Annotated in this window: 19 protein-coding genes; 4 read left to right on the forward strand and 15 right to left on the reverse strand. The window is 42.3% G+C overall.

Translation table 11 applies throughout. The features are described 5' to 3' along the window. Positions 1–3: 3 nt before the first annotated feature. From J0656_RS16630 to J0656_RS16655, 6 genes are all read right to left on the reverse strand, one after another. Positions 4–381, reverse strand: a complete 378-nt coding sequence (locus J0656_RS16630; RefSeq protein WP_207035943.1) for a DoxX family protein — start codon at positions 379–381, stop codon at positions 4–6. A gap of 101 nt (positions 382–482) precedes the next feature. Continuing rightward, positions 483–2894 carry an alpha-ketoacid dehydrogenase subunit alpha/beta gene (locus J0656_RS16635; RefSeq protein ID WP_207035944.1) on the reverse strand — a complete coding sequence of 804 codons (2412 nt, stop codon included), beginning with the start codon at positions 2892–2894 and terminating at the stop codon, positions 483–485. A gap of 157 nt (positions 2895–3051) precedes the next feature. After that, positions 3052–5937: a gluzincin family metallopeptidase gene (locus J0656_RS16640; protein WP_207036080.1), complete on the reverse strand. Its 2886-nt coding sequence runs from the start codon at positions 5935–5937 to the stop codon at positions 3052–3054. Then, positions 5897–6583, reverse strand: a complete 687-nt coding sequence (locus J0656_RS16645) for an LOG family protein (protein WP_207035946.1) — start codon at positions 6581–6583, stop codon at positions 5897–5899. The genes J0656_RS16640 and J0656_RS16645 overlap by 41 nt, the downstream gene beginning before the upstream one ends. 14 nt (positions 6584–6597) lie before the next feature. Then, positions 6598–9459 (reverse strand): excinuclease ABC subunit UvrA, encoded by a 2862-nt coding sequence (gene uvrA / locus J0656_RS16650; RefSeq protein WP_207035948.1) that lies wholly within the window; start codon positions 9457–9459, stop codon positions 6598–6600. A gap of 101 nt (positions 9460–9560) precedes the next feature. Next, positions 9561–11309, reverse strand: a complete 1749-nt coding sequence (locus J0656_RS16655) for an APC family permease (protein WP_207035949.1) — start codon at positions 11307–11309, stop codon at positions 9561–9563. A gap of 83 nt (positions 11310–11392) precedes the next feature. On the opposite strand from J0656_RS16655, the gene J0656_RS16660 reads away from it, so the two are divergent. Further along, on the forward strand, positions 11393–11917 hold the full coding sequence (locus J0656_RS16660) for a DUF8685 domain-containing protein (RefSeq protein WP_207035950.1): 525 nt from the start codon (positions 11393–11395) through the stop codon (positions 11915–11917). A 9-nt stretch (positions 11918–11926) separates the two neighbouring features. On the opposite strand, the gene J0656_RS16665 is transcribed toward J0656_RS16660, so the two are convergent. Together J0656_RS16665 and J0656_RS16670 are read right to left on the reverse strand one after the other, a co-directional pair. Next, entirely contained in the window at positions 11927–12703 is a 777-nt protein-coding gene (locus J0656_RS16665) for a TIGR03915 family putative DNA repair protein (protein ID WP_207035953.1), read from the reverse strand. Positions 12704–12811: 108 nt separating this feature from the next. Then, positions 12812–14074: a putative DNA modification/repair radical SAM protein gene (locus tag J0656_RS16670; protein WP_207035955.1), complete on the reverse strand. Its 1263-nt coding sequence runs from the start codon at positions 14072–14074 to the stop codon at positions 12812–12814. 147 nt (positions 14075–14221) lie between these two features. Here J0656_RS16670 and J0656_RS16675 point away from each other — a divergent pair, with 147 nt between their 5' ends. Continuing rightward, positions 14222–14974, forward strand: a complete 753-nt coding sequence (locus tag J0656_RS16675) for an XRE family transcriptional regulator (protein ID WP_207036082.1) — start codon at positions 14222–14224, stop codon at positions 14972–14974. Positions 14975–14981: 7 nt separating this feature from the next. Here J0656_RS16675 and J0656_RS16680 read toward each other — a convergent pair whose 3' ends face one another. The 4 genes from J0656_RS16680 to J0656_RS16695 are packed head-to-tail and all read right to left on the reverse strand — an operon-like array spanning position 14982 to position 19226. Beyond that, the gene (locus tag J0656_RS16680) at positions 14982–15977 is read right to left on the reverse strand and encodes an SMP-30/gluconolactonase/LRE family protein (protein WP_207035957.1); all 996 of its coding nucleotides are present in this window, start codon (positions 15975–15977) and stop codon (positions 14982–14984) included. A gap of 49 nt (positions 15978–16026) precedes the next feature. Beyond that, positions 16027–16947: an ATP-grasp domain-containing protein gene (locus J0656_RS16685; RefSeq protein ID WP_207035959.1), complete on the reverse strand. Its 921-nt coding sequence runs from the start codon at positions 16945–16947 to the stop codon at positions 16027–16029. A gap of 15 nt (positions 16948–16962) precedes the next feature. Beyond that, entirely contained in the window at positions 16963–18645 is a 1683-nt protein-coding gene (ggt, locus tag J0656_RS16690; protein WP_207035960.1) for a gamma-glutamyltransferase, read from the reverse strand. Further along, on the reverse strand, positions 18633–19226 hold the full coding sequence (locus tag J0656_RS16695) for an acyl carrier protein phosphodiesterase (RefSeq protein WP_207035962.1): 594 nt from the start codon (positions 19224–19226) through the stop codon (positions 18633–18635). The genes ggt and J0656_RS16695 overlap by 13 nt, the downstream gene beginning before the upstream one ends. A gap of 91 nt (positions 19227–19317) precedes the next feature. Between J0656_RS16695 and glmM the strand changes: the two genes are divergently transcribed. Then, the gene (gene glmM / locus J0656_RS16700) at positions 19318–20706 is read left to right on the forward strand and encodes a phosphoglucosamine mutase (protein ID WP_207035964.1); all 1389 of its coding nucleotides are present in this window, start codon (positions 19318–19320) and stop codon (positions 20704–20706) included. On the opposite strand, the gene J0656_RS16705 is transcribed toward glmM, so the two are convergent. Further along, a complete protein-coding gene (locus J0656_RS16705) occupies positions 20703–21620 on the reverse strand; it encodes a lysophospholipid acyltransferase family protein (RefSeq protein WP_207035965.1) in 918 nt (305 codons plus the stop codon). The two genes, glmM and J0656_RS16705, sit on opposite strands and share 4 nt — an antisense overlap. Before the next feature lie 53 nt (positions 21621–21673). Between J0656_RS16705 and J0656_RS16710 the strand changes: the two genes are divergently transcribed. Beyond that, complete coding sequence (locus J0656_RS16710) at positions 21674–22324, forward strand: rhomboid family intramembrane serine protease (protein ID WP_207035967.1); 651 nt, start codon at positions 21674–21676, stop codon at positions 22322–22324. A 60-nt stretch (positions 22325–22384) separates the two neighbouring features. On the opposite strand, the gene J0656_RS16715 is transcribed toward J0656_RS16710, so the two are convergent. Both J0656_RS16715 and J0656_RS16720 read right to left on the reverse strand, forming a co-directional pair. Further along, entirely contained in the window at positions 22385–23506 is a 1122-nt protein-coding gene (locus J0656_RS16715) for a TlpA disulfide reductase family protein (RefSeq protein WP_207035969.1), read from the reverse strand. A 95-nt stretch (positions 23507–23601) separates the two neighbouring features. Further along, positions 23602–24093: a hypothetical protein gene (locus J0656_RS16720; RefSeq protein ID WP_207035972.1), complete on the reverse strand. Its 492-nt coding sequence runs from the start codon at positions 24091–24093 to the stop codon at positions 23602–23604. Positions 24094–24131: the final 38 nt, after the last annotated feature.

Consider the following 24131-nt stretch of genomic DNA (forward strand, 5'->3'; position numbering starts at 1 on the left):
AGATTATTTTTTATCCACACTGTACTTGCCCGGACCCAATAGCATGATGATCACAAAAAAGGCAAGATAAAGCAATGGCAACTCTTTTCTTCCGAACGGATCAGCACCGTGGATCATAAATGCGGCTACAAACATAGTAATGGCTGCAGGTATTGCGGCCCAACGGGTTTTAAACCCAATAATCATTAATAGGGGGCAGATAAATTCACCAACAACGGCTAAAAACAATGAGGGAGCTTGTCCAATCCCAAAAGGATCAGCGAATTCCGTGTTGCCATTGATAAGTTTCATAAGTTTTGGATAACCATGGGTCAGCATAAATGCAGATGGTACAATTCTAAGCAATGCGAGACCAAGGTGGATAAGAGTATTGTTTTTCATTCGAGGGGTAAAAATTATTCCCCGTGAAATTAAAGATTATGTTTTAAAAAACGTAACATTAATTGACGAAAAGTGCTTTTGAATTGACGTATAAGGATATACTAACGCAAAGACGGATACGATTTAGGATCGGATTCATGCATAATTTGGTACACTTTCTCAAAAATATCCTCGGCATTGGGTTTGGAAAAATAATCCCCATCAGAAGCATAAGCTGGCCTATGTTCCTTGGCCGATAACGTTTGGGGAGCACTGTCCAAATATTTGTAACCACCTTGCTTTTCGACCACTTCTTGCATCAAATATGCCGAACACCCACCTGGAACATCTTCGTCAATCACCAAAAAGCGGTTGGTTTTCTGAAGACTTTTTACCAGGTCATGGTCTAAATCAAATGGAAGAAGTGATTGCGCATCGATTACCTCGGCATCAATGCCTACTTCCAATAAATCGTTTGCTACTTTTTCTACAATTCGAAGTGTGGAACCGTATGATAAGAGTGTAATGTCCGTTCCTTCTTTAAGGGTTTCCACCTTGCCAATGGGTGTGCAGAACTCTGCTAGGTTAGCAGGTTTTTGCTCTTTTAGGCGATATCCGTTAAGGCTTTCTATGACCAAAGCGGGCTCGTCACTTTTCATAAGTGTATTGTAAAAGCCTGCCGCTTGGGTCATGTTCCTTGGTACTAAAATGTACATTCCCCTTAACAAATGCACCAATCCTCCCATAGGGGACCCAGAGTGCCAGATTCCTTCCAGACGGTGCCCTCGTGTACGAACGATGAGCGGGGCTTTTTGCTTACCTACCGTTCGATACATTAAAGTAGCCAAATCATCGCTCAAGGTTTGAATTGCGTAAAGGATATAATCCAGATATTGTATTTCGGCAATGGGCCGTAAGCCACGGAGTGCCATACCGATTCCTTGGCCTATTATGGATGTTTCACGAATTCCGGTATCTGCAATCCTTAGTTCGCCATACTTCTTTTGAAGGCCTTCCAGTCCTTGGTTTACATCGCCAATATTTCCTGTATCCTCGCCAAAAATAAGGGCTTCAGGATATTTGGAGAAAAGAGCGTCAAAATTATCCCTTAAGATGATTCTTCCATCGACCTCTTCTGTTTTTTCTGGGTATGAGGGAGGTACAGGCTCTATTTTTGTGGCTTTGTTGCCCAGCTCATTGTAAAGATGCGAACTGTAATGGGGTTGGTTTTCTATCAAGAAGCTATCTATCCACTGCTGAAGCTGTTTTTTTTCTACGGTGGATTCTCCCAAAAGGTAACGTAGTGCTTGTCTCGCCTTCGAAGCCAAGTCTTTTCTTAATGGTTCCTCTACTGCGATTAAATCATTCTTTAATTTATTGATGAAGGCTCTATTTGGGCTTTGGGCAGCTACTTTCTCCAATAGTTGCACCAATTCCTTTTTTGCGGTCAATTGTGGTTTCAAAAACTCGGACCAAGCTTCTTTTTTAGCGGAACGTACCTTGTGTTTTATGTCGCGCTCCACCTTTTTGAGTTCATCTTCGGTGCTTATACCATTCTCAATGATCCATTCCCTAAAGCGTTTGTTGCAATCATTTTTTCGTTCCCATTCCAAACGTTCGGAGGATTTATACCTTTCGTGCGACCCAGAGGTAGAGTGACCTTGGGGCTGGGTCAGTTCCGTTACATGGACCAATACAGGTACATGACCTTCGCGGGCAATGTCCGAAGCGTTTTCAAAAGCATGTATCAAGGCGGTGTAATCCCATCCCTTGACTTTTAAGATTTCAAAACCGTCATGTTCTTCATCCCGCTGTAATCCGCTCAAAGCTTCGGAAATGTCACCTTTGGTGGTATGGAACTCGGAGGGTACGGAGATTCCGTATTCATCATCCCAAATGCTTATTACCATGGGCACCTGCATTACCCCGGCTGCATTCAGGGTTTCAAAAAAATGACCTTCGCTGGTACTTGCATTACCAATGGTTCCCCAAGCTACTTCATTTCCGTTTTTGGAGAAATTGGTCTGGTCGATACCTTCAACATGGCGATATATTTTAGAAGCTTGGGCCAAACCTAGCAAACGAGGCATTTGGCCTGCAGTACAGGAAATATCCGCGCTACTGTTCTTTTGTTCGGTCAGGTTTTTCCATGTCCCATCTTCATTTAGGCTATGGGTCACAAAATGCCCGCCCATTTGCCTTCCGGCACTCATAGGTTCCTTCTCCAGATCCGTTGTGGCATAAAGCCCATGAAAAAATGCTTTGGGGCTTAAGTAGCCCAAAGCCATCATAAAAGTTTGGTCACGATAATAACCGCTTCTAAAATCACCATCCTGGAATGCTCTTGCCATTGCAAGTTGGGGAAGCTCTTTGCCGTCTCCGAATATTCCAAACTTGGCTTTTCCCGAAAGTACTTCGCGACGTCCCAATAGACTACATTCCCTACTCATAACGGCAGTCTCGTAATCTTGAAGAATTTGAGATTTGAAATCGTCAAAAGAGATGTCGTTACTTGTGCTAGGTTTAGGTTTCATGGAAATTTGAAGATTTATGCAAAACTATTAAAAATACATCAAAATAGCAACATCAAATCTCGTTAATAAAATGAGAATTTATCAAAATAAACGCAATAAAAATTAATTTATATTAATTATAAGTGATTTATTGGGTGTTGAATTATTGATTTGACAATCAAAACCACTTTCGTGTAAACAAACCTGTTAAGGTTCTAGGACTAATGGTAACTATAAAGCGAATACGCTCTCCATAGTTGTCCTGAGCTATTTCCCACCCCCGGTTGGAGTATACTGGAAAGTAGAGTTCAAAATAATCCGTTACTAAATTTAAGCGGATACCAGAATCGTAAACAAAACGAGGGTTGTCGCCTTTGTTCCTTAGGAACCCTAAGTCGCCATATGCCTCGACCCATCGCCAAATATTGGTGCTGGCGTTTGTTGTGGCGATCCAATCGTTTGCAAAAGGGTTTTCCAACTTTGATTTAAATCCACCTTCTGCTATTATCACCTGTTGGCTGTAAATACCGGAATCTTCTGATCGCCCGAGATATGCTAGGTCGAACATATAATCCGTAGGCCTGTCCAAAGCAAAACTGAAAAAATCGGATTCGGTATCATTCCTCAAAAACTTACCTGCATAAAAACGCAGATTAAGCTGCCTGTTGCTCTGAAAAAGTTTTCTGTATTCGAATTCAAAGGCAAGCTTTGTGAATTCGCTTGAATGCTGTGCATCCACAGACCATAGGGAGTAGTTAAGGATATTGTTGTCCACGTCCGTAAACCTTACGTTCATAACACCGTAGTCGGGGTCGGTATCCAATTCTCCAACTAAGTTCTCATCAATGCTCCTGTAGACACTTCTGTATCTGAAAAGAAGGTTTTGTCTATGGTTGGAGCGTAGGTCTTCGGGTCGCCAGCCAAAACTTACTGCCGGAGTAATTGTGGTAAACCTGGAATTTTCCTGAAAGTGAGAGGTGGAAGCAGAAAAGGAATAATTAGTGACATAGAGCCCGGTTTTTTTGTGATATTTTCTATACCTGAAACCAACTTTCCCTACCAATGTTTTTTCCAAAAAGGAGTAAGTTGGGGATATATCGTACTGGAATTGGCGCTCCAAAAAGGTTTTGTTGTACAATCGCAACCCTGGTGTAATGCCGTCATAGAGATTGAAATTTGCAATGGGGACATAAAACACCTGATTATAATAAGGGTCTTCGGTATCCTTAAAGAATTGAAATTTTAATTTTTTATTGCTGGACAGCCACCCGTTCAAGGTCTTCCAGTTATCACGTTGATTGAATTCCGGAATTTTTTGGTCGTAATTAAGTACCAGTCTATCCTCACTTTTTCTGGGTATGGTAAAGGTTTTTGTACTATCAATTTCCGAAAACCAATATTGCGATACCACTGTATCATTTTCCAACCCAAAAACAGATATGGGAACATTGGTGCCCCTCTTATTTTTTAGCGTGAAGGTGATAGAGTCCTCAGACTTTTGGATCTTTTTGATTTTGAAATCTATTTTCTTGTCCGTGGATACATATTCATCAAAAAACCAATCAACATCTTTGTCAGCATATTTTTTAATGGTTGCTCTAAAATCAGTAGCGCTGACCTGTTGCTTCTGTTTGTAATTTTTATAAAAGTCCAGCACCGTGCTATCAATCTCCTTTTTGCCCAAATAAGCGGACAAATATGACATGCCAAGCCCAGCTTTATAGCCATTGGCGATTTTTTCGTTGAACTTGATCAATGAATCGTTGGAGGTGGTCAGCGCTTGGTCAATGTTTTTCCGAGCGGACAACATACTGAACAAGGAGTATTGCTCGTTAAAATCCATTTGTGCCAAATGGAAGTTTTTAAGGCCCCAAATCCGAGAAAGTTTCCCTATCAGTTTTTGATTGGGATAATGCTCTTCCACAAATTTTATCATGAGGTAGTACCCGATGGCATCGTTCACCCACCGCTCTTTTCTTGGATTTAGGTATAAAGATTCCTTCAAGTAATTTCGGATGGCCGTTTTTAAAAACTTCATTTCAAATTGAAACTGCTCTTCGTACGGCCTGATAAATGAGGGAAGTTGACTGATTCCATAAAGCGGGGACCTGTTGTAGTCAAATTCACTGACCAAAAGGTTGTCATGGGGGTATTCCCCTAGGTTCTCATACAGAAATTGTGAAATCTTGTTTATGGATATACCTTGGGCTATTTCCTCATATTTATTGGATTCAATATCGGTAATAATATTAAGGTGTCCTGTGATATGCTTGGTAAACCTTTCATCAATGGTCAAGATAATTTCACAACTTTTTCGTTTGTCGCCAATAAGTTGTACATGCTGCCCCCCTGGAAAATTGGAAATGCTGGACATACGATAATTAGAGGCAACATATAGCAGGTTCGGAAAAGTGAAGTTAATTCGTGTGTTGGTAATATCGGTATAGAGGTCGTCAAGGTTCTTGTTATCGTAAAGCTCCCAATCTCCATTTGTGAAAACTGCAGGGGTAAAATACCAATCCTTTAAATTATAACCATTGCCTGTATATCCATACCCGGTGAACTTTGCTTCCGGCAATTTAATGGTGTAAGTGAAAAACAGCTGAATCGACTCGCCTGGTTTAAGGATTTCATTCAGGTTAACGGCAATGATATCCGTATTGCCGCGCCGTTTCCAATCCAAACCCGTATAGTTGTTGTCAACAATGGATTTAATTGTTGTTTTTCCTCGTTCCCTGTCCTTTGCCAAGTGCAAACTTCTGTTGAATTCCTCGCCGAATCTTTTGGCCAAAGCTGTATTTTTATTGGAATAGGCATGGTTCCAATCATTAAAATATAAAGTGGAGAGCCCTCTTTGGGAATGGTTCACATAAGTGAAATGTTGTCGTATCCGAATCTGATTGGTGGGTCCATCGAGTGTGGCCACAATCTCATTTTGGTGTTGCGACCAAAGCGTTGGGCACACCAGAATGATAAGCAGCAAAGTGCTAAGTAATGTTCGATGGTTAATCAATGCGGTACGATTAAAAATTTGGACTAAGGGTTCTTCCCTTGTAAAAGGCATCGATGATTTCGACCACCTCATCTTCGGTGTCCACTAATTTGATCAAATCAAGGTCTTTTGGGCTTATGTTACCGGCTTCAACCAATGTATTTTTAATCCAATCCATCAGTCCCTTCCAAAATTCGGTACCAACAAGTATGATGGGAAATGTATGTATCTTGTGGGTTTGGATGAGTGTGAGTGCTTCAAAGAATTCATCCAATGTGCCGAACCCGCCCGGCATTACCACAAAACCTTGCGAATACTTCACAAACATCACTTTTCTGACAAAAAAGTAATCAAAGTCAAGGCTCTTATCATCATCAATATAGGGATTGTCATGCTGCTCAAATGGTAAGTCAATGTTCAATCCAACGGAAGTTCCACCTGCTAAGCTGGCACCTTTGTTACCAGCTTCCATAATTCCGGGCCCCCCACCGGTGATCACCCCATAACCCGCCTCGGCGATTTTTTGGGATATTTTTACGGCTAAATCGTAATAATCATGTCCTTCACGTACCCTTGCCGACCCAAAAATGGAGACACAAGGGCCTATTCTGCTCATTTTTTCAAATCCATTGACAAACTCGCCCATAATTTTAAATATGGCCCATGAATCGTTTGTCTTGATCTCATTCCAACCTTTGGAATGTTGCTCTCTTCGCATATGCATAACTTTATTTAAACTGCTCGCGCAATTTTTTGTTTTGTGTTTTCCAATTCTTTCTTTAAAAACTTGGCGGTGAAGCTCTTCTTGTCCTTGGCGACTTCTTCCGGGGTACCTGTAGCAACAACCGTTCCACCTCCTCTTCCTCCTTCATAACCTATGTCAATAATATAATCCATCATTTTGATTACATCCATGTTGTGTTCAATGACTAGAATGGTATTTCCTTTGTCCACCAATCGGTCGAGTACGTCCATAAGTACTCTAATGTCTTCAAAGTGCAAGCCTGTTGTTGGTTCGTCGAGGATATAAAAGGTATTTCCAGTATCTCTTTTGGAAAGTTCAGTAGCTAACTTTACCCTTTGGGCTTCACCACCGGATAGGGTAGTGGACTGTTGACCCAATGATATATAACCCAAACCTACATCTTTTATTGTCTTAAGTTTACGATGAATTTTTGGAATATTCTCAAAGAAATCTACTGCTTCGTTGATGGTCATTTCCAAAACATCGGCAATCGACTTGCCCTTGTAGCGGATTTCCAAGGTTTCCCGGTTGAACCGTTTACCATTGCAAGTTTCACATTCCACGTACACATCGGGCAAAAAGTTCATTTCAATAACTTTTAGGCCGCCTCCTTGGCAGGTTTCGCATCTTCCACCGGCCACATTAAAGCTGAAACGTCCTGGTTTATATCCACGGATGGTTGCCTCGGTGGTTTTGGCGAAAAGTGAACGAATTTCGCTAAAAACGCCAGTATACGTAGCCGGGTTTGAGCGCGGTGTACGCCCAATGGGAGATTGGTTGATATCGATAACCTTATCAATATGTTCCAAACCCTTGATTTTTTTATACGGCATTGGTTTTTTAACGCCATTAAAATAGTGGGCATTCATAATGGGATAGAGGGTTTCGTTAACCAAAGTGGATTTGCCACTACCAGATACTCCTGTAACCCCGATCAATTTTCCCAAGGGAAAATCAACCGTCACATTTTTAAGGTTGTTGCCGGTACAACCAGAAAGTGTAATCTTTTTGCCGGTTCCCTTACGTCTTTCTGTTGGTACTGGAATTTCCAGTTCCCCTGTAATATATTGAGCGGTCAATGTTTGTTGATTGACCAGGTCCTTGGGACTTCCTTCTGAAATGATTTCTCCACCGTGCTTACCAGCTTTTGGACCAATATCGATGACATGGTCGGCACATTCGATCATATCGCGGTCGTGTTCCACCACAATCACCGAATTTCCGATATCCCGAAGCGATTCCAGGGAGTGAATCAACCGTTCATTGTCTCGCTGGTGCAAACCGATACTGGGTTCGTCCAAAATATAGAGCACACCTACCAACTGGGAGCCAATTTGCGTGGCCAATCGTATACGTTGCGCCTCACCGCCCGATAAAGATTTGGAACTACGGTTCAAGGAAAGATAATCAAGCCCCACATCCAATAAAAAACCGATACGTGATTTGATTTCTTTGATGATTTCCTCCGCAATTTTCTTTTGGTTGCCCTCCAAGGTATCCTCTAAATGTTTGAAAAAGTTGGCAAGCTCTGCAATGTCCATTTGGGCCAACTCGGCGATATTTTTTCCATCTATTTTAAAATAGAGCGACTCTTTTCGTAAGCGGGAACCTTCGCAGGTTGGGCATTTCACCTTATCCATATAATCTTTGGCCCATCGCTTTATGGATGTTGAATTGGCTTCCTCATATTGTGTTTTGATGAAGTTGGAAATACCCTCGTAATCAATTTTGTACTGTCTTTTTACACCCAGACTTTTGGAATCCACCTCAAAACTCTCTTTGCCTCCGTTCAAAATAACGTTCATGGCCTCTTCAGGGATTTTTTCAATGGCATCCGTGAGATCAAAATTGTAACGCTGAGCAATGGTTTCCAGTTGTTTGAACGCCCAGGATTTTTTGTATTCGCCCAAAGGAGCGAGTCCGCCGGATTTAATGGAGATCTTTTTGTTCGGGATGATTTTATGCTCGTTCACTTGGTATACATGACCAAGACCACTGCACTCAGGACACATTCCTTTTGGTGAGTTAAAGGAAAACGTGTTCGGTTCTGGGGTAGGATAGGAAATCCCTGTTGAAGGACACATTAAATCTCGGCTAAAATACCTTGGTACAGATTCACCTTCTTCAAGCACCATGAGTACATTGTCACCACTGTACATGGCGGTATTAATGGTTTCAGCCAGTCGTTTATGGAAGTCTTCACTATCGCCCACCTTCAAGCGATCAATCACAATTTCAATATCGTGCGTTTTGTAGCGGTCCACTTTCATCCCCTTGGTAATGTCCGTAATCTCACCATCAACCCGCACCTTTACAAAACCTTGCTTTGCAATCTGCTCGAAAAGTTCACGATAATGTCCTTTTCTGGATTTGATCACGGGGGCCAGTACGTTTATTTTTTTGTCCTTGTAAGATTCGATGATCAAATCCTTGATTTGTTCATCACTGTAGCTCACCATTTTTTCACCAGTATTGTAACTGTAGGCATCGCCAGCCCTAGCAAACAGCAATCGCAAAAAGTCATAAACTTCGGTAATGGTTCCTACAGTAGAGCGAGGGGATTTTGACGTAGTCTTTTGTTCAATGGCGATTACGGGGGAGAGGCCATCGATTTTATCTACATCGGGGCGTTCTAGTCCGCCCAAGAATTGTCGGGCATAGGCCGAGAACGTTTCTATGTACCGCCGTTGTCCTTCGGCATAAATAGTATCAAAGGCCAAAGAGGATTTTCCACTGCCCGAAAGCCCCGTAATGACTACTAGTTTTTCACGTGGAATGGTAACATCTATATTTTTCAGGTTATGGACCCTGGCGCCCCTTACCTCAATATTTTCTTCGTAATTGATCATAAATCATAGCAAACCTCAAATGTAGCGATTTGAACCGTAAAAACGAAGTGGCCCAAAGTCACTCTTTTTAATGAAAGGTACGACAACAATCAGGATTTAAATCAAATAATCAGCCTAACCCCCCCGAGCTCCTGCAAGGGGTATGGAAATTTCTCACTGGGACTTCCAATGAACATAAAATTGATTGGGATTTTCCATCTTTCAGAGAGTTCCCTGATCAATTCCGGTGTAAACTCACCTTTCAATTGAATGTACTCAATCTTTATCTCGGGGTATTCTCGATCCAATACATCCAAATCGGACACAAAACTATCCGTAGCTTTTTCTCCCTCTGGAAATACGGACACAATTTTCAGTTTTCGGGTATGCTCATTGTTCCGGATGTAGAGCAACACCTTATTAAGTGCCGCAACGTCATCTTTTTTAGTGAAATACACAAATTCCTGATCATTGATCTTGTCGATTACCCGGTTGATTCCTTTGTAAGATCTGATAAGAAAACGATTGATGGGGTCTAAGAAATATCGAATCAATCTCAACAACAGTTTGAGCAAAGCGGTCCTATTGAGCATGACCAGAACCAAGGCTATTGTAGGAATAAAATACTCCATGAAAACCGCAAGATAATCCGGGTTTAGGATGATGTTACCTACCAAAGCTATAATTACGGCCAAAATGGCAATCATCAAGGACAACCACCCCGAACGTTCTGGACGCGGAAGATTTTTTCGTCGGACCTTTAATAGAATATTGCCTATGCCAAAAAGCGCCATCACTGATAAAAAAGCAATGGTGTAGACTCCGGCCAAGGCTTCCAGATTACCTTCAGTAATCAATAGTATAGAGACGCATAGAAAAAAAAATACAATGGCTATGCGATACGTGCTGCCATTTTTATTTCTCTTTAAAAGAAAAGGAGGTAAGATCCTATCCAGGGTGATGCGTTCCACAAGACCGGAAACCCCAACAAAAGAGGTGAGCACTGCACCGCTTAAAACCAATACGGCATCCAAAGAAACCAAGAAGGATAGCCAAGAACCACTAACTTGGTTGCCCATAACGGAGAGCAACGCCTCACTATTTATTTCTATTTCGGAAATGGGCAAAACGGCCAATGCCAAAAATGCAATCAACGGGTTAAAAATAGTGACCACCACCCACATATTGCGCAATGTTTTTGGAAACACGCCCTTTTCCTGCTCCTCAACAAAGTTGGCCGAACTTTCAAATCCGCTGATGCCCAACATGGCGGCAGAAAAACCAAAGAATAAGGCCATGGGCAATGCACCGTGCTTTACGGGCAAAGCATTGTTGCTCGCAAAAACATCCCACCCGTGTTCAAACAGATAGAAACCAGCAAAAGAGGACAGCAATATCAATGATGATAGATGGAAGATGAAAATGGCGATTGCCACTTTGGACGATTCCCCGATTCCAATGATGACCAACCCCATAAATATGGCCAATAGACCTATTGTGGCCAAAATAACGGGCAGTTGGGGCACAATATTTTTTAAATAGGCCATTGCTTCATTGGCAGAAATAACCGCGGTTGCCATATAGGAGAGCAAGGTAAGGGATGCCGCCAAGGAGGCCATGCCCTTATTGGTGGTATTGAGCAAGGCGTTGTAGGCCCCACCGTTCATAGGAAGGGCGCCGACCACTTCACCATAAATTTTCCGAAACAAAAAGAGGACCGCACCAACGATCAATAAAGAAATCCATGCATATTGGCCTGCGTGCAACACCGCCAATGCAGATACGTAAAGACAAGAAGAACTGATGTCGTTACCACTGATTGATGTAGAGGCCAACTCTCCGAGTTTTGCTCTAATTTTATGTGGTTCCATGTATACTGGTTTATAAAACCAAACACGAAGGTAGGGGAAATGACCAAAAATTCTAAATTTGGAAATAGAAAAAAATCATAAACATGAAAGTATTGGGTATTGGCTCAAGAATCGACCACCCGGAGTATGGTAAAGGGGTGGTAACCAACGTATCGTCCAAACACTATTGGGTAACATTTTTGGAAAATGGACTGGAAACCATTGATTTGGATGCTGACTTCGAAGTGATTGAAGGTGTGGAGTACGAAGTGGACAGTGTCAGTTTTTTTGATGTGGAACGGTCTCTGGTCAAAATACTGGAAAAATGGAGCGATACCCACGAAAAAGTGGCCATGGCCGATAAATGGAAAGGCGGCAAATTGATCTTGGAACCTGATGATGGCACAGCCAACAAGGAAATACCCATTGAAACCTTTTTCCATAAAATTGTGATGGTGCGCGACCGTATCCGTGTAATGGAGCAAAAGATTAACAGCAGCAAAAACTTGGACGACCAAGAAAAGGTAGACCTACAACAATACATTACCCGAGTTTATGGCAGTTTGACCAGTTTTAATGTGCTGTTCAAGACCAAAAGCGACCATTTTGTGGGGGAGAAGAGTAAATAGTTGTAAAATTTAAACTGCCTCTTTCTTCTCGCTCAAATACTTCCAATACCGTTTGGGTACGTGTTGCGTATGTAATTTGGGGTTAATGCGCGAGGCAATATTCGTGCTTTTAAAATAATCGTTCCAAAGGGTCTGGTATTCGTATTCTTCGGTGGCAAAGGCATCACTTTTGACAGTTTTGTTGTGATGGATGTCCTTTAAGTTCAGGGATACCATCTCCACATGGTCCAGGTCATAATAAATGCCATATTTTCGTTTAACGTCATAGATCAACCATTTTTGGTCGGCGTAGCGGTCACGAAAATGCTTCGAGATGAGGGGCAAAACATCAAAATCGGGTTCAATGTTGGCAAAGTAAATATTGTCCTTCGTCAATTGGAACCGCACAAAGGCCTCCATTCTATGTTTTTCTCGGCCTACTTTTCTTGCCAGTTGCGCAATAAAGAGCACCGTGCTGTCCGAATAATCCAAATACTTACCGTTTTTGGCACGCATCAATTTTTGAATGTAGGTATAGAGCATCATCTCAACACCTTCGGTTTCGCTCAAAAAAGCAAAGTATATATTGGAAATGGCGTTGTGGCTCTTGTTGCGGATACCGTTCCATACCCGTTTGGCTTTGTCCACATGGGTAAAAATGGTCTCCGTTTCGGAAAACAATCCGTTTTGTGATTGATTGTTCTTTTGAATGTCGGCCACATTGATCTTTTCATCAAAAGCGACGAAGACGGCGGTCAAGAACCCATTAAAGCTGCCGTCGTAGACTAAGGTTGTTGAAGCATTCATAGTGTTTGCTTTTTAGTTTCTTTACTGTCATTTCAAAGGAGTTTACGACCTAGAAATCTAAATTTCTCCCCCTTCGGTCGAAATGACTTACTTGTCAATTGCCTATTCCTAATTGAACAATGACAATTGTGTACTGTACTGATCTCGAAACTTTCCGTAGGAATTCTGCAAGATCATGCCTTTAATTCTCTCCGCGTCCAAATCGCGACGCTCCCATTGGTTGGAATCGCAAACCACAAAATATTGGGCACGGTTGAGGGCTACCCCGATTTTCTTGAGGTGGTCCCAGTTCAATTTTCTAAATTTTCTGGCCTTCATTATTTTATCCACGGATTGCATTCCTATGCCGGGTATTCTGGCCAATAGCCGCTTATCGCCTTTGTTTATGTCCACAGGAAAATGATGTAGGTTGCGCAAGGCCCACGAAAGTTTTGGATCAACATCCATATCCAAATTGGGATGTTGCTTGTTCAACAGTTCCCCAATGGAAAAGCCATAAAAACGCAATAGCCAATCGGTCTGGTACAAACGGTTTTCCCGTAGCATGGGCACTTGGGAGCCAATGGCGGGCAAACGCGAATCGTGGGTAACGGGCACATATCCGGAATAATACACACGTTTCATGTTGTACGTTTTATAATAATAGGTGGCGGAATACATAATATCCTTATCCGATTCGCCCGAAGCGCCCACGATCATTTGGGTACTTTGGCCCGAGGGAGCGTATTTTGGAGTGTTCTTTATGATTTTCCGTTCGGATTGATAGCGTACAATTTCATTTTTCACTTTTTCCATGGGTTTGGTAAAGTCTTCATGCTTTTTATCCGGGGCCAATAATTTAAGTCCGGAGATAGTGGGGACCTCGATATTAACTGAAAGTCGGTCTGCGTAAAGACCTGCTTCGTACATCAATTCATCGCTTGCACCAGGAATCGACTTTAAATGGATGTAACCGTTGAAATTTTCCTCTTCCCGTAACTTTTTGGCCACGGCCACCAAACGCTCCATGGTGTGGTCGGGACTCTTGAATATCCCAGAGCTCAAAAAAAGCCCCTCGATATAGTTTCTACGGTAAAAATTGATGGTAAGGTCAACCACCTCTTGGACCTTGAAGGCTGCTCTGGGCACATCGTTGCTTTTTCGGGTAACGCAGTAGGCGCAATCAAAAATGCAATGGTTGGTCAACAAAATTTTCAATAGGGATACACATCGTCCATCCGGGGTATAACTGTGGCAGATACCCATTTTGGAGGCATTTCCAAGACCTTTGTTTTTATTGGTCCGATCACTGCCGCTGCTGGCACATGAGATATCATACTTGGCGGCATCGGCCAATATGTTCAGTTTTTCGCGTATCCTATCAAAATTCATAACTTGGAAATATTCCAATCAAATATATGGAAATAATCCAAATAATGGAAATAATCCATAAAAGTTTTTGGAAATATTCCAAAATACCTATATTTGAGAAAGTGTAGTCAATACGAGCTTACTCGTCCTGACTTTATCAACATGAAGATGGAAAATGAAATAACCCTAAAACGATTTACCGATATCCGCAGGGAACTGGGATATACACAAACCGATTTTGCCAAATTATTGGGTGTGAAGAACACTACGGCCGATATAGAGCGGGGGAGGACCAAACTTTCTGGAAAAGTGGTGGCGGAACTTTTGAAACAATTCAAAATAAATCCGTTATGGTTGTTCGGGGAAAGCGACCAAAAACATTTGGACACCTCCAAAACCAGTGTCATCCCTAAGGTGGTGACCGTGGACAATTCCGATAACGACAACATGGTGATGGTGAATGCCAAGGCGGCCGCTGGTTACCCACAGAATATTTCGGATACGAGTTGGTACAGCCAATTACCTGCTTTTGACATGCCCATTCCGGAATTTAGAAATGCGACCTATCGAGGATTTCAGGTGGAAGGTGACAGTATGTTGCCCAATTTAAGACCAAACGATTGGGTGTTGGCACGAGCCATTGAGCATATAGATCATGTCAGCCCGAATAAAATGTATGTTGTGGTGCTTCAGGATTCGGTAATGGTGAAGAAAATAGAACGAAAGCCGAATTCCAATAACATTACTTTGGTCTCTTTGAACGAAACCTATCCACCCTACGAAATCAAACCGTTTCAAATTCAGGAAATTTGGGAGGTGAGCAGTAAACTCACCTTTAATGTGGATGCCACTACCGAAACAGGTTTGCTCAGACAGCTTCAGGAATCGATGGAGGAGCTGAAAAAGCAGATTGCCAAGTAACCCGACCTTAGAAACCTGTTCCCTTGGTTTTGGTCTGAATTTTCGTCAGATAATTGTTCGCGGTCATATACAGAACCGACCCATCTTCTCCCCAAGCGCAGTTGGCCGTAGGTTGTCCGGTTGCTATGCGGCCCAAAAGTTTTCCTTTAGGGGTTATGACCAACACTCCTCCTGGCCCTGTTGAGAAAAGGGTGCCATCCTGTGCCACTTTAAGGCCGTCCAAAGAACCTTTTAAGCCAGATTCTTGTAACGAAGAGGCATCAAAGAATATCCGGCCTTCGTCCAAAGACCCATCCTGTTGGATTTTGTATGCCATAATGTAGGGAGCTTTGGAATCCGATTGGTTTACGTACAGTATTTTTTCATCTGGGGACAGAGCTACCCCATTGGGTCTTTTAAGATTGCTTACGACCATATCTACCTTTCCGTTTGAATCGATTTTATAAACCCCGAAAGCTTCAATTTCCCGCGAAGCTGAATTTTCTTGTTCAGGTAGGCCATAGGGCGGGTCGGTAAAATAATAGGTGCCATTTGATGCTTGCACAATATCATTGGGACTATTGAATCGTTTGCCCTGCCACGTATCCGCTACGGTCACTTTTCCTCCTTGGGACAAAGGCATCCGGGATATTCTACGGTCTCCATGTTCGCAAGCTACCAATTCACCATCCTTATTTATTATTAACCCGTTACTGCCAGGTTCACGGCTATACGGTAAAATACCGGTATACCCCGATGGCTCTAAAAAAACAGAGATACCTTCGCCGTCCTTCCATTTAAAAATGGTGTTCTGTGGAGCATCGGAAAACAGGAGGAAACCACCCTCCCTTACCCAAACAGGACCCTCCGACCATTTAAATCCTTCAGCAAGTACCTCTATCTCTGTACTTTTATCCACATAGTCAAAAAAGGCATCTTCGTTGGCCACCAAGTCTTCCGTCGTGTTTTGTTGGGCAGAACAACCAAGGGATATGCTCAATAGAATAACGGCTAGTTTTTTCATTTCTAAAAGTTTATTTAAAGATAAAAATATATATCAATCCCATTTGGTTTCAATCGAAGGCGAGGGTTTCCTTGATTCCTTTTGCCAGAACATTTGCTGCTACGGGGTTGAGGCGAAACCATAGTTCCGGTTCAAAAATTTCCAGTTCGGCCAGGGCCCAGCTACCATTATTGTCCCTAAAAATATCTACTCTGGCATACAGTGGCAGCTCCGGTGCAGCCTCGACCACACATTTGGCGAATGCAATCTGTTCGGCATTTGGATTGTACTTGTGAACACTTCCCCCAAAATCATCCTGTACCCTAAAATCACCGGGTTTGGCAATTTTCAAAACGGCATGGGTAAACTCTCCATTGAAAACCATCATGGAGATTTCCCCTTCAGAAACAATATTGTACTGAAATTCTTGGAGCATCATGGCCTCATTTTTCACCAATTCTTGAAAGATGGACTCGTAATCAGTGACCCCATCCTCTGCTATTTTGTAGGTATGACGGGCAGCTCCAGATACACATGGTTTTAAAATGTAAGTGTCGGCAATAAAACCATGTTCCGATTTTGCTTTTATGATGGACTCCAACAATGTTGTGGTGGAACCTTTCTCTACAAAAACTGTTTTTGGAATAGTTACCCCAGCTTTTGATAAATCTTGCAAATAGTGTTTGTCAATATTCCAATAAATGAGTTCCTTGGAATTGATGAACCTTGTCCGCTTTGAAGTTTTTTCCAGCCATTCGGAAAACTCGGCGTATCGATCAAAGTAATCCCATGTGGTTCTGAAGAGAGCATATTGGGTAGTAGACCAATCAAAATCGGGGTCGTCCCAAGCCTTGCGCACTACTTTAAGGCCTTGCTTCTCCATAGCTTCCAAAACCAAATGGTCCTCTTGCAGTACATTTTCAATATAAGGTGTCCTTGTTTTGGGTGCCACATAGCGGTGGTCCGTCAAAACTACAATATCAAATTTCATCCAAAGTGAATAGTATTAATATCCAACAGCGGCATCGTCACCGCGCTTATCGGCTCCGCCTTCCAGTTTTCCATCGGGCAGCACACGAATGGCATCCACTTTTCCGATAATGGGCGTGCGCTCCTCATTGATGATATACCCTTTTGATTTTAATTCTTCTATCAACTCTTCCGAGAACCCTTCCGGCTCAAAAATCACCATATCGGGCAACCATTGGTGATGGAATCTTGGTGCGTTCACAGCTTCTTGCATGCTCAAGTTGAATTCATAAACATTCAAAATGGTCTGTGCCACCGCGGTTATGATAGTGGAACCCCCAGGAGTCCCAACAACCATATACAGTTTGCCATCTTTTTCCACGATTGTTGGTGTCATGCTGCTCAACATTCGTTTTTCGGGCGCAATACTGTTGGCTTCTGCACCTATTAGTCCAAACATGTTGGGTACACCGGGTTTGGCACTGAAATCGTCCATTTCATTGTTCAGAAAGATGCCCAATTCTTCACAGAACAGTTTGGACCCGTATCCTCCATTTAAGGTTGATGTGACCGAAACGGCATTACCTTCGCTATCTACGATAGAGAAATGGGTGGTTTGGTCACTTTCGATAATTTCTACCTCGCCATGGCTCACTTCAGAAGAAAGAGTTGCCTTATCAAATGAAAAATTATCCATTCTATCTTGAAGGTACCCGTCACTCAAAAGTACATCGTAAGGAATGTCTACAAAGTCAGGGTCTCCCAAAAAGAAGTTCCTGTCCGCATAGGCTCTTCGAGAAGCTTCCGTAAACAATTGAATGGTTTTGGTTGAATTATGCCCAAACTTGGAAACGTTATAGGGTTCCATCATCTTGAATATTTGATTGATAGTAACACCGCCGCTACTTGGAGGGCTCATGGAAATCACTTTGATATCCTTGTAGTTGAAAACAATGGGGTCTCTCCAAACGGCTTCGTACTTTTCCAAATCTTCTTCGGTGATAAGACCACCTTTTTCTTGAACAAAGGCAGCTAATTTTTGGGCCACTTCGCCTTTGTAGAAGCCATCACGACCTTCTTCCATGATTTTTTGAAGGGTTTTGGCATAAGCAGGATATTTAATGGTGTCTCCTGCCGCAAAAGGCTGGGCAAATTTGGTGCTATCGCCATTGGCCTCGATAAAGCGTTCACGGGTATTTTCCAGTCTGGCCGCCTGTTTTTCGGTTACCACCACGCCTTTGTTGGCCAGTTCAATGATGGGCGCTATGATTTCTTTTAAGGGAAGCTTTCCGAATTTTTTATGGACCTCAATCACTCCTGCCACCGTTCCCGGTACTCCAACGGCAGTACCTCCAGAGGTGCTCAATCCAGGGATTACATTCCCCAAGGAATCCAAATACATGTTTTTATGCGCGGCTAACGGAGCTTTTTCACGATAATCGATTCCTCCGACCTCACCGTTGTTCTTGCGGTAGACCATGAATCCGCCACCGCCCACGCTTCCCGCAAAAGGGTAGGCGACTACGAGGGAGAGTTCCGTTGCTACCATGGCATCAAAGGCATTTCCGCCTTTTTTCATGATGTCAACCGCCAGTTGGGACGCTTCTTCCCGTGCTGACACGACCATGGCTTTTTCGGCCACCAGCCCAGTAGGTTCAGCTGGTTTCTGCTTACAATTGACAAAAAGGATTAGGGGAAGAAGGAGTATTAGTCTTTGCATAGAGAAATAAATTTTTGGTTGGAAAAGGTAATCAATTCTTCAAAAAATGAGGTGAACTCATTTTCAAACTCTGTATAGTGTTCTTCAAGATCCAAAATAGCAAAGTTCATTCGGGACTTGTTTTTGGTTCGTCTATTCATTCCATTTAGAACGCGGTCTATTCCTGCTAAATTGGCGTAATTGAGCAGCCAATTGTCCGCAATCATATAGGGCATCATCCGTTTGGTGGGCATGGGGAGGATATCATAGTTGTCCTCCAATAAATCATAGAAGTTTTCAACGTATTCATCTAAAGGCACATCAGAATAATCACTCCAATTCTTGGCCAAAAAATGGTCGTAGTAAATATCCACGATCACACGGCTGTAATGGCTGTAGTTTTTGTGCAGGCGTTTGCTGCTTTGTCTTGCCGTGGGGTGTGCATCGGTAAATGTGTCTATTTCTCTGTGGAGAAGAATGCCTTTCTGGATTTTGTCGGGAAAGTGCTTGAACTTATTTCCACGGATATGATCGGCAAAGAAATTCCCTAAAGTGATTTCCTTATCATCAAAAGATAGGTAGATATGCGCTAAGAAGTTCATCGGGGCAAAGTCCTTTTCTGTCGAAATTTACAAATTCAAAACATGGAATCGACCAAGCCCAGTTATATTTGCAAAAACTTTTTTAACAATTATGACACTGATCAAATCAATTTCTGGAATACGAGGCACTATCGGAGGCCAAACTAACAACAACTTAACACCTGTTGATGCGGTTAAATTTGCCGCGGCTTATGGCACATGGTTAAAATCGTATTCCGGTACGGATGATTTGAAAGTCGTAATTGGACGTGACGCTAGATTATCTGGAGAGATGATCCAAAATTTAGTGGTCTCTACCTTGGTTGGTCTTGGAATCGATGTGATTGATTTGGGATTGTCCACCACACCGACCGTGGAAATTGCGGTTCCTTTGGAAAAAGCAGATGGTGGTATCATTCTAACGGCCAGTCATAATCCCAAACAATGGAATGCATTAAAACTGCTGAATGAAAAAGGCGAGTTTTTGGATGCGGAGCAAGGTGCTAAGATTTTAGCCTTGGCGGAGAAAGAGGATTTTGAGTTTGCCGAGGTGGATGATTTGGGGGAGATCATTAAAAATGATTCCTATATCGACATCCATATTGATGAAGTGTTGGAATTGTCCTTGGTAGATGCGGATACCATTAAAAAAGCAGGTTTCAAAGTTGTTGTTGATGGTGTTAATTCCACGGGAGGTATTGCCATTCCCAAGCTGCTTGAAGAATTGGGGGTGGAAGTCGTAAAACTCTATTGCGACCCAACAGGACATTTTCCTCATAATCCAGAACCTTTAAAGGAACATTTGGGCGATATCTGTAAAAAAGTTGTGGAAGAAAAAGCTGATTTTGGTATTGTGGTGGACCCAGATGTGGACCGTTTGGCTTTTATCAGCAACGATGGGCAAATGTTTGGAGAAGAATACACTTTAGTGGCCTGCGCCGATTATGTGCTGTCCAAAACCAAAGGAAATACGGTTTCTAACCTATCATCTTCAAGAGCATTGCGCGATGTTACCGAAAAACACGGTGGGACTTATGAAGCTGCAGCGGTTGGAGAGGTGAACGTGGTGACCAAAATGAAAGAAAACAACGCCATCATTGGTGGGGAAGGAAATGGTGGGATTATCTATCCAGAGAGCCATTACGGTAGGGACGCATTGGTGGGTACTGCCTTATTCTTGATGCTGATGGCGGAAAGAGGAGGAACGGTTGCGGAACTGAGAGCTAGCTACCCAAGCTATTTCATGAGCAAAAAGAAAATCGAACTCACCGCTGATCTTAATGTGGATGCTCTTTTGGAAGCCATGCACCACAAATACAAAGATGAGGAGGTGTCGACCATTGATGGTGTGAAGATTGACTTCCCAGAAAATTGGGTACATCTTAGAAAATCTAATACGGAGCCCATTATCCGAATTTACACCGAGGCTAAATCTCAGAAAGAAGCCGATGATTTGGCGGATAGAATCATAAGTGAAATCAAAGAAGCAGCGGGACTTTAAGCGTTACTTGATTCTGCTGGTTCTTGTTGAAACTCTTTTGGAACTTTGTCCTTGTGTTTCCAACGTTTGTGTGTCCAGAAATAATATTCGGGAGCTTCCCTGATGGATTTTTCCGTTTCCCGCAGAAAGGCATCCGTTATACCGTAATCAGGAACTTCGCGGGGATTTTCAGTGAGGATTTTAAAGGTACCTTCGTAATATCCCCTTTTTAGTTTTTTAACCTTAAGGTAAACTGGTACAAAGTTGTTCGTTTTGCAGATTTCTTCGCCACCAACGTGAGCGGGAACCACTATACCCATAAAGTCGGTCCAATATTTGGCCCTGCCCACCATAGGGGACTGGTCGCTGATGATGCCTACCATCATCAGATCTTTACTTTTCCTTGCGGCTTCCAGTATTTTTCTGGATTCTCTAGTGGATATTAGTTCGGTATTGTATTTGCCCCGTATGTCCCTTACTAACTTATCAAAATATTTGTTTTCCACTTTTTGATATATACCGTATCCTTTGGATATTATTTGAAGGTTTAAGGACAACACCCACTCCCAGCTTGCGTAATGGGGAAGCATCAGCATAGTATTGATGCCTTTTTTCTCAAGGTCGTTGAGCATTTTCATATTGGTTACGGTAAACCTTTCTTGGATTTCTTTTTTGCTCATGCCCATGGTCTTCATCATCTCTAAAAAGATGTCGCACATGTGCCTGAAGAATTTTTTTTCTATCAATAATCGCTCCTCCTTGGTTTTTTCGGGAAAAACGAGGGCCAAGTTATTCCGTACTACTTTTTTACGGTATCCGATGATATGGTATAAAAGCACATAAACACCATCCGAAATAAAATAAATGACTTTAAAGGGAAGTCTGGAAATCAACCAGAGCAAAGGATAAACAAGGATATAAACTACCAGCTGCATAGACTATTCTTGTCTGCAAATATAGCTATATTTGAACCCAAACCTTTATTTACATGCTCAATTTACATATCGCTACCATTGCTATTATGGCCGCCAATGTTCTGGTTTCCCTTCGCGGATTCAACAATAACACATTCTTTGATAGATATAAATTCAGTATCAGTGCCATACAAGCGGGACAAAAGGAACGAATGTTGACTTCTGGTTTTTTACATGTTGACATTTCCCACTTGTTCTTGAACATGTTTACCCTATACTTTTTCGCTCCTGTGGTGATAAGTTGGTTCGGCTCCATAAAATTTTTGATTATTTATTTGGTGAGTTTGATTGCAGGAAGTCTCTTGGCCCTGGTTTTTCATAAAGATGAGCCATATTATAGTGCTGTGGGAGCTAGTGGAGCAGTAATGGGCGTTCTCTATGCGGCCATATTATTGAATCCGGATATGCAATTGGGTATTATGTTTATCCCGATTCCGTTACCGGCCTATGTGTTGGGTATCGCTTATTTATTGTATTCCATTTGGGGCATGAAGAGTCGCATGGGAAACATTGGCCATACCGCCCACTTTGGTGGTGCTATAGGCGGGTATGCTACCACATTATTGTTTATGCCAGGGTTGTTTGTAACGGATACTTTGATTGTGATTTTGCTCGCCATTCCTATAATCGTTCTTTTTGTGTTGGATAAAATGGGCAAACTATAGGGCAATAAAAAAGGCCTTGAAACCATCAAGACCTTTTTTCATTAAAATATATTTTACTGTTTAGCTCTTTCCAAGTATTTCGGCTACTTTTTCCTCTAACGCTGGCCCCCTTAAGTCTCGTGCTACAATAACGCCGTTTTCATCCAATAAGAATGCGGCAGGTATTGCGTTGATATTGTATAGGCGAGCAATTGGGTCTTGGAAACGTTGTAGGTTGGAAATATGGTTCCATTCCAATCCATCGGATGCAATGGCATTTTTCCATAAATCTTCTTTGTTGTCCAAAGAAACGCCCAATACGTCAAAACCTTTGTCGTGGTATTTTTTGTAAACCGATACAATGTTCGGGTTCTCGGCACGACAAGGTCTGCACCAACCGGCCCAAAAATCTACCAACGTAAGTTTTGCGTTGCTGGTCACATCGCTAAGAGCCAACATCTCACCAGATGGGGTAGGGGCCGAGAAATCTGGGGCAACCGCCCCGATTTCGGTCGACTTTAAATTCTCTAATTGCTCCGCAATCTTCTTCGCTGGTTCCGTTTGCTTCATTTCAGGGGTAAGACCCTCAAACATTGATTTGATTTCATCAACAGGTACTGCTTTTGTGGCCAAAAGATTACCGATAACCAATACGGAAACAAATGCATTCGGATTGTTTTTTGCAAAATCGATATTAAAGTTCTTGGCATCTTCTTGGAATTCGATGAATTCTTCACGCAGAGCGGTAACTGTGGCCGTATCTTGTTGCTGGGCTGCCATTCGCATATCGTTTTGCATAGACCTTGCTCTTTCGGACAGTTGGCGGGATTTTTCCAAAAAGTCCATGAACAACTCATTTTGCTGCGTACCCTTTAATTTCGCATGGTCAATACTATCTTTGGGGAACTCCACTTCAATGGTGCCATTTTCAATGATTACGGGAACATTTCCACGAACTTTATCCACAAATAAATAGTGCATTTTAGGTTCGGACTGACTTCCACTAAAACTGAACAGTCCGTTCTCTACGGTTGTAGTGTCTATATCAATCAATTGATTGATGGAATCTGTGGTTTTTAAAAATATTTGGGTGCCATTTTCGGGCTCACCGGTAATGGTACCGCTCAATGTGTAACCTTTAGGGTCTGAATTACATGATGATAAAAACAAAATTCCCAAGGATATTGCTAAAAGTCTTTTCATTTCAGAATGTTTAAGTTGCTAAGGTATTCAATGTTTATGGCAAAAAAAAACCCTTGGCTTTTATTGGCCAAGGGTTTTTTTACATGTGTTCTATATTAAAATTGATATCTAATACCTAATGCAATATCAAAATCAAAATCATTATCGAAGCCATCGTAGCCCACAAGCCCGACTTCAGGTCTAAAGTCCAATGATAACAGTAAAGGGATATTGAAATTGTATTCAATACCAATATCACCGGCTCCAAAAATGAATAGTCCTTCATCGTCGTCAAAAATGGGATCTTCAAAGTCAACGCTTCCCAATCCACCACCGGCACCAACGTACCAGTTAAAATTACCGTCTAAAGGAAATACCCATTGGTAAAGTCCGGCAAGTTTAAAGGCGTCGAAGTTTCTGTTGTCCCTCCAGCCTAGGTCAACTTCCAACCTGTTATTGGCTCCAAGAGCATTTTGGTACGAAATTTCGGCCCCAAAGCCATCGCTGTCTCCCAATCGTAGCCCCAAGGCATGTTCGGAAATACTTTGAGCGCTTACGCTAGCTGTTGCAAATAACATAACAGCGGCAAATAATGTGGTAATCTTCATGAGTTTCTCTTTTAAGTTAAAAATTAGAGATAGTTTTG

It is taken from the genome of Flagellimonas aurea (assembly GCF_017313785.1).
GTDB classification, from domain to species: domain Bacteria; phylum Bacteroidota; class Bacteroidia; order Flavobacteriales; family Flavobacteriaceae; genus Flagellimonas; species Flagellimonas aurea.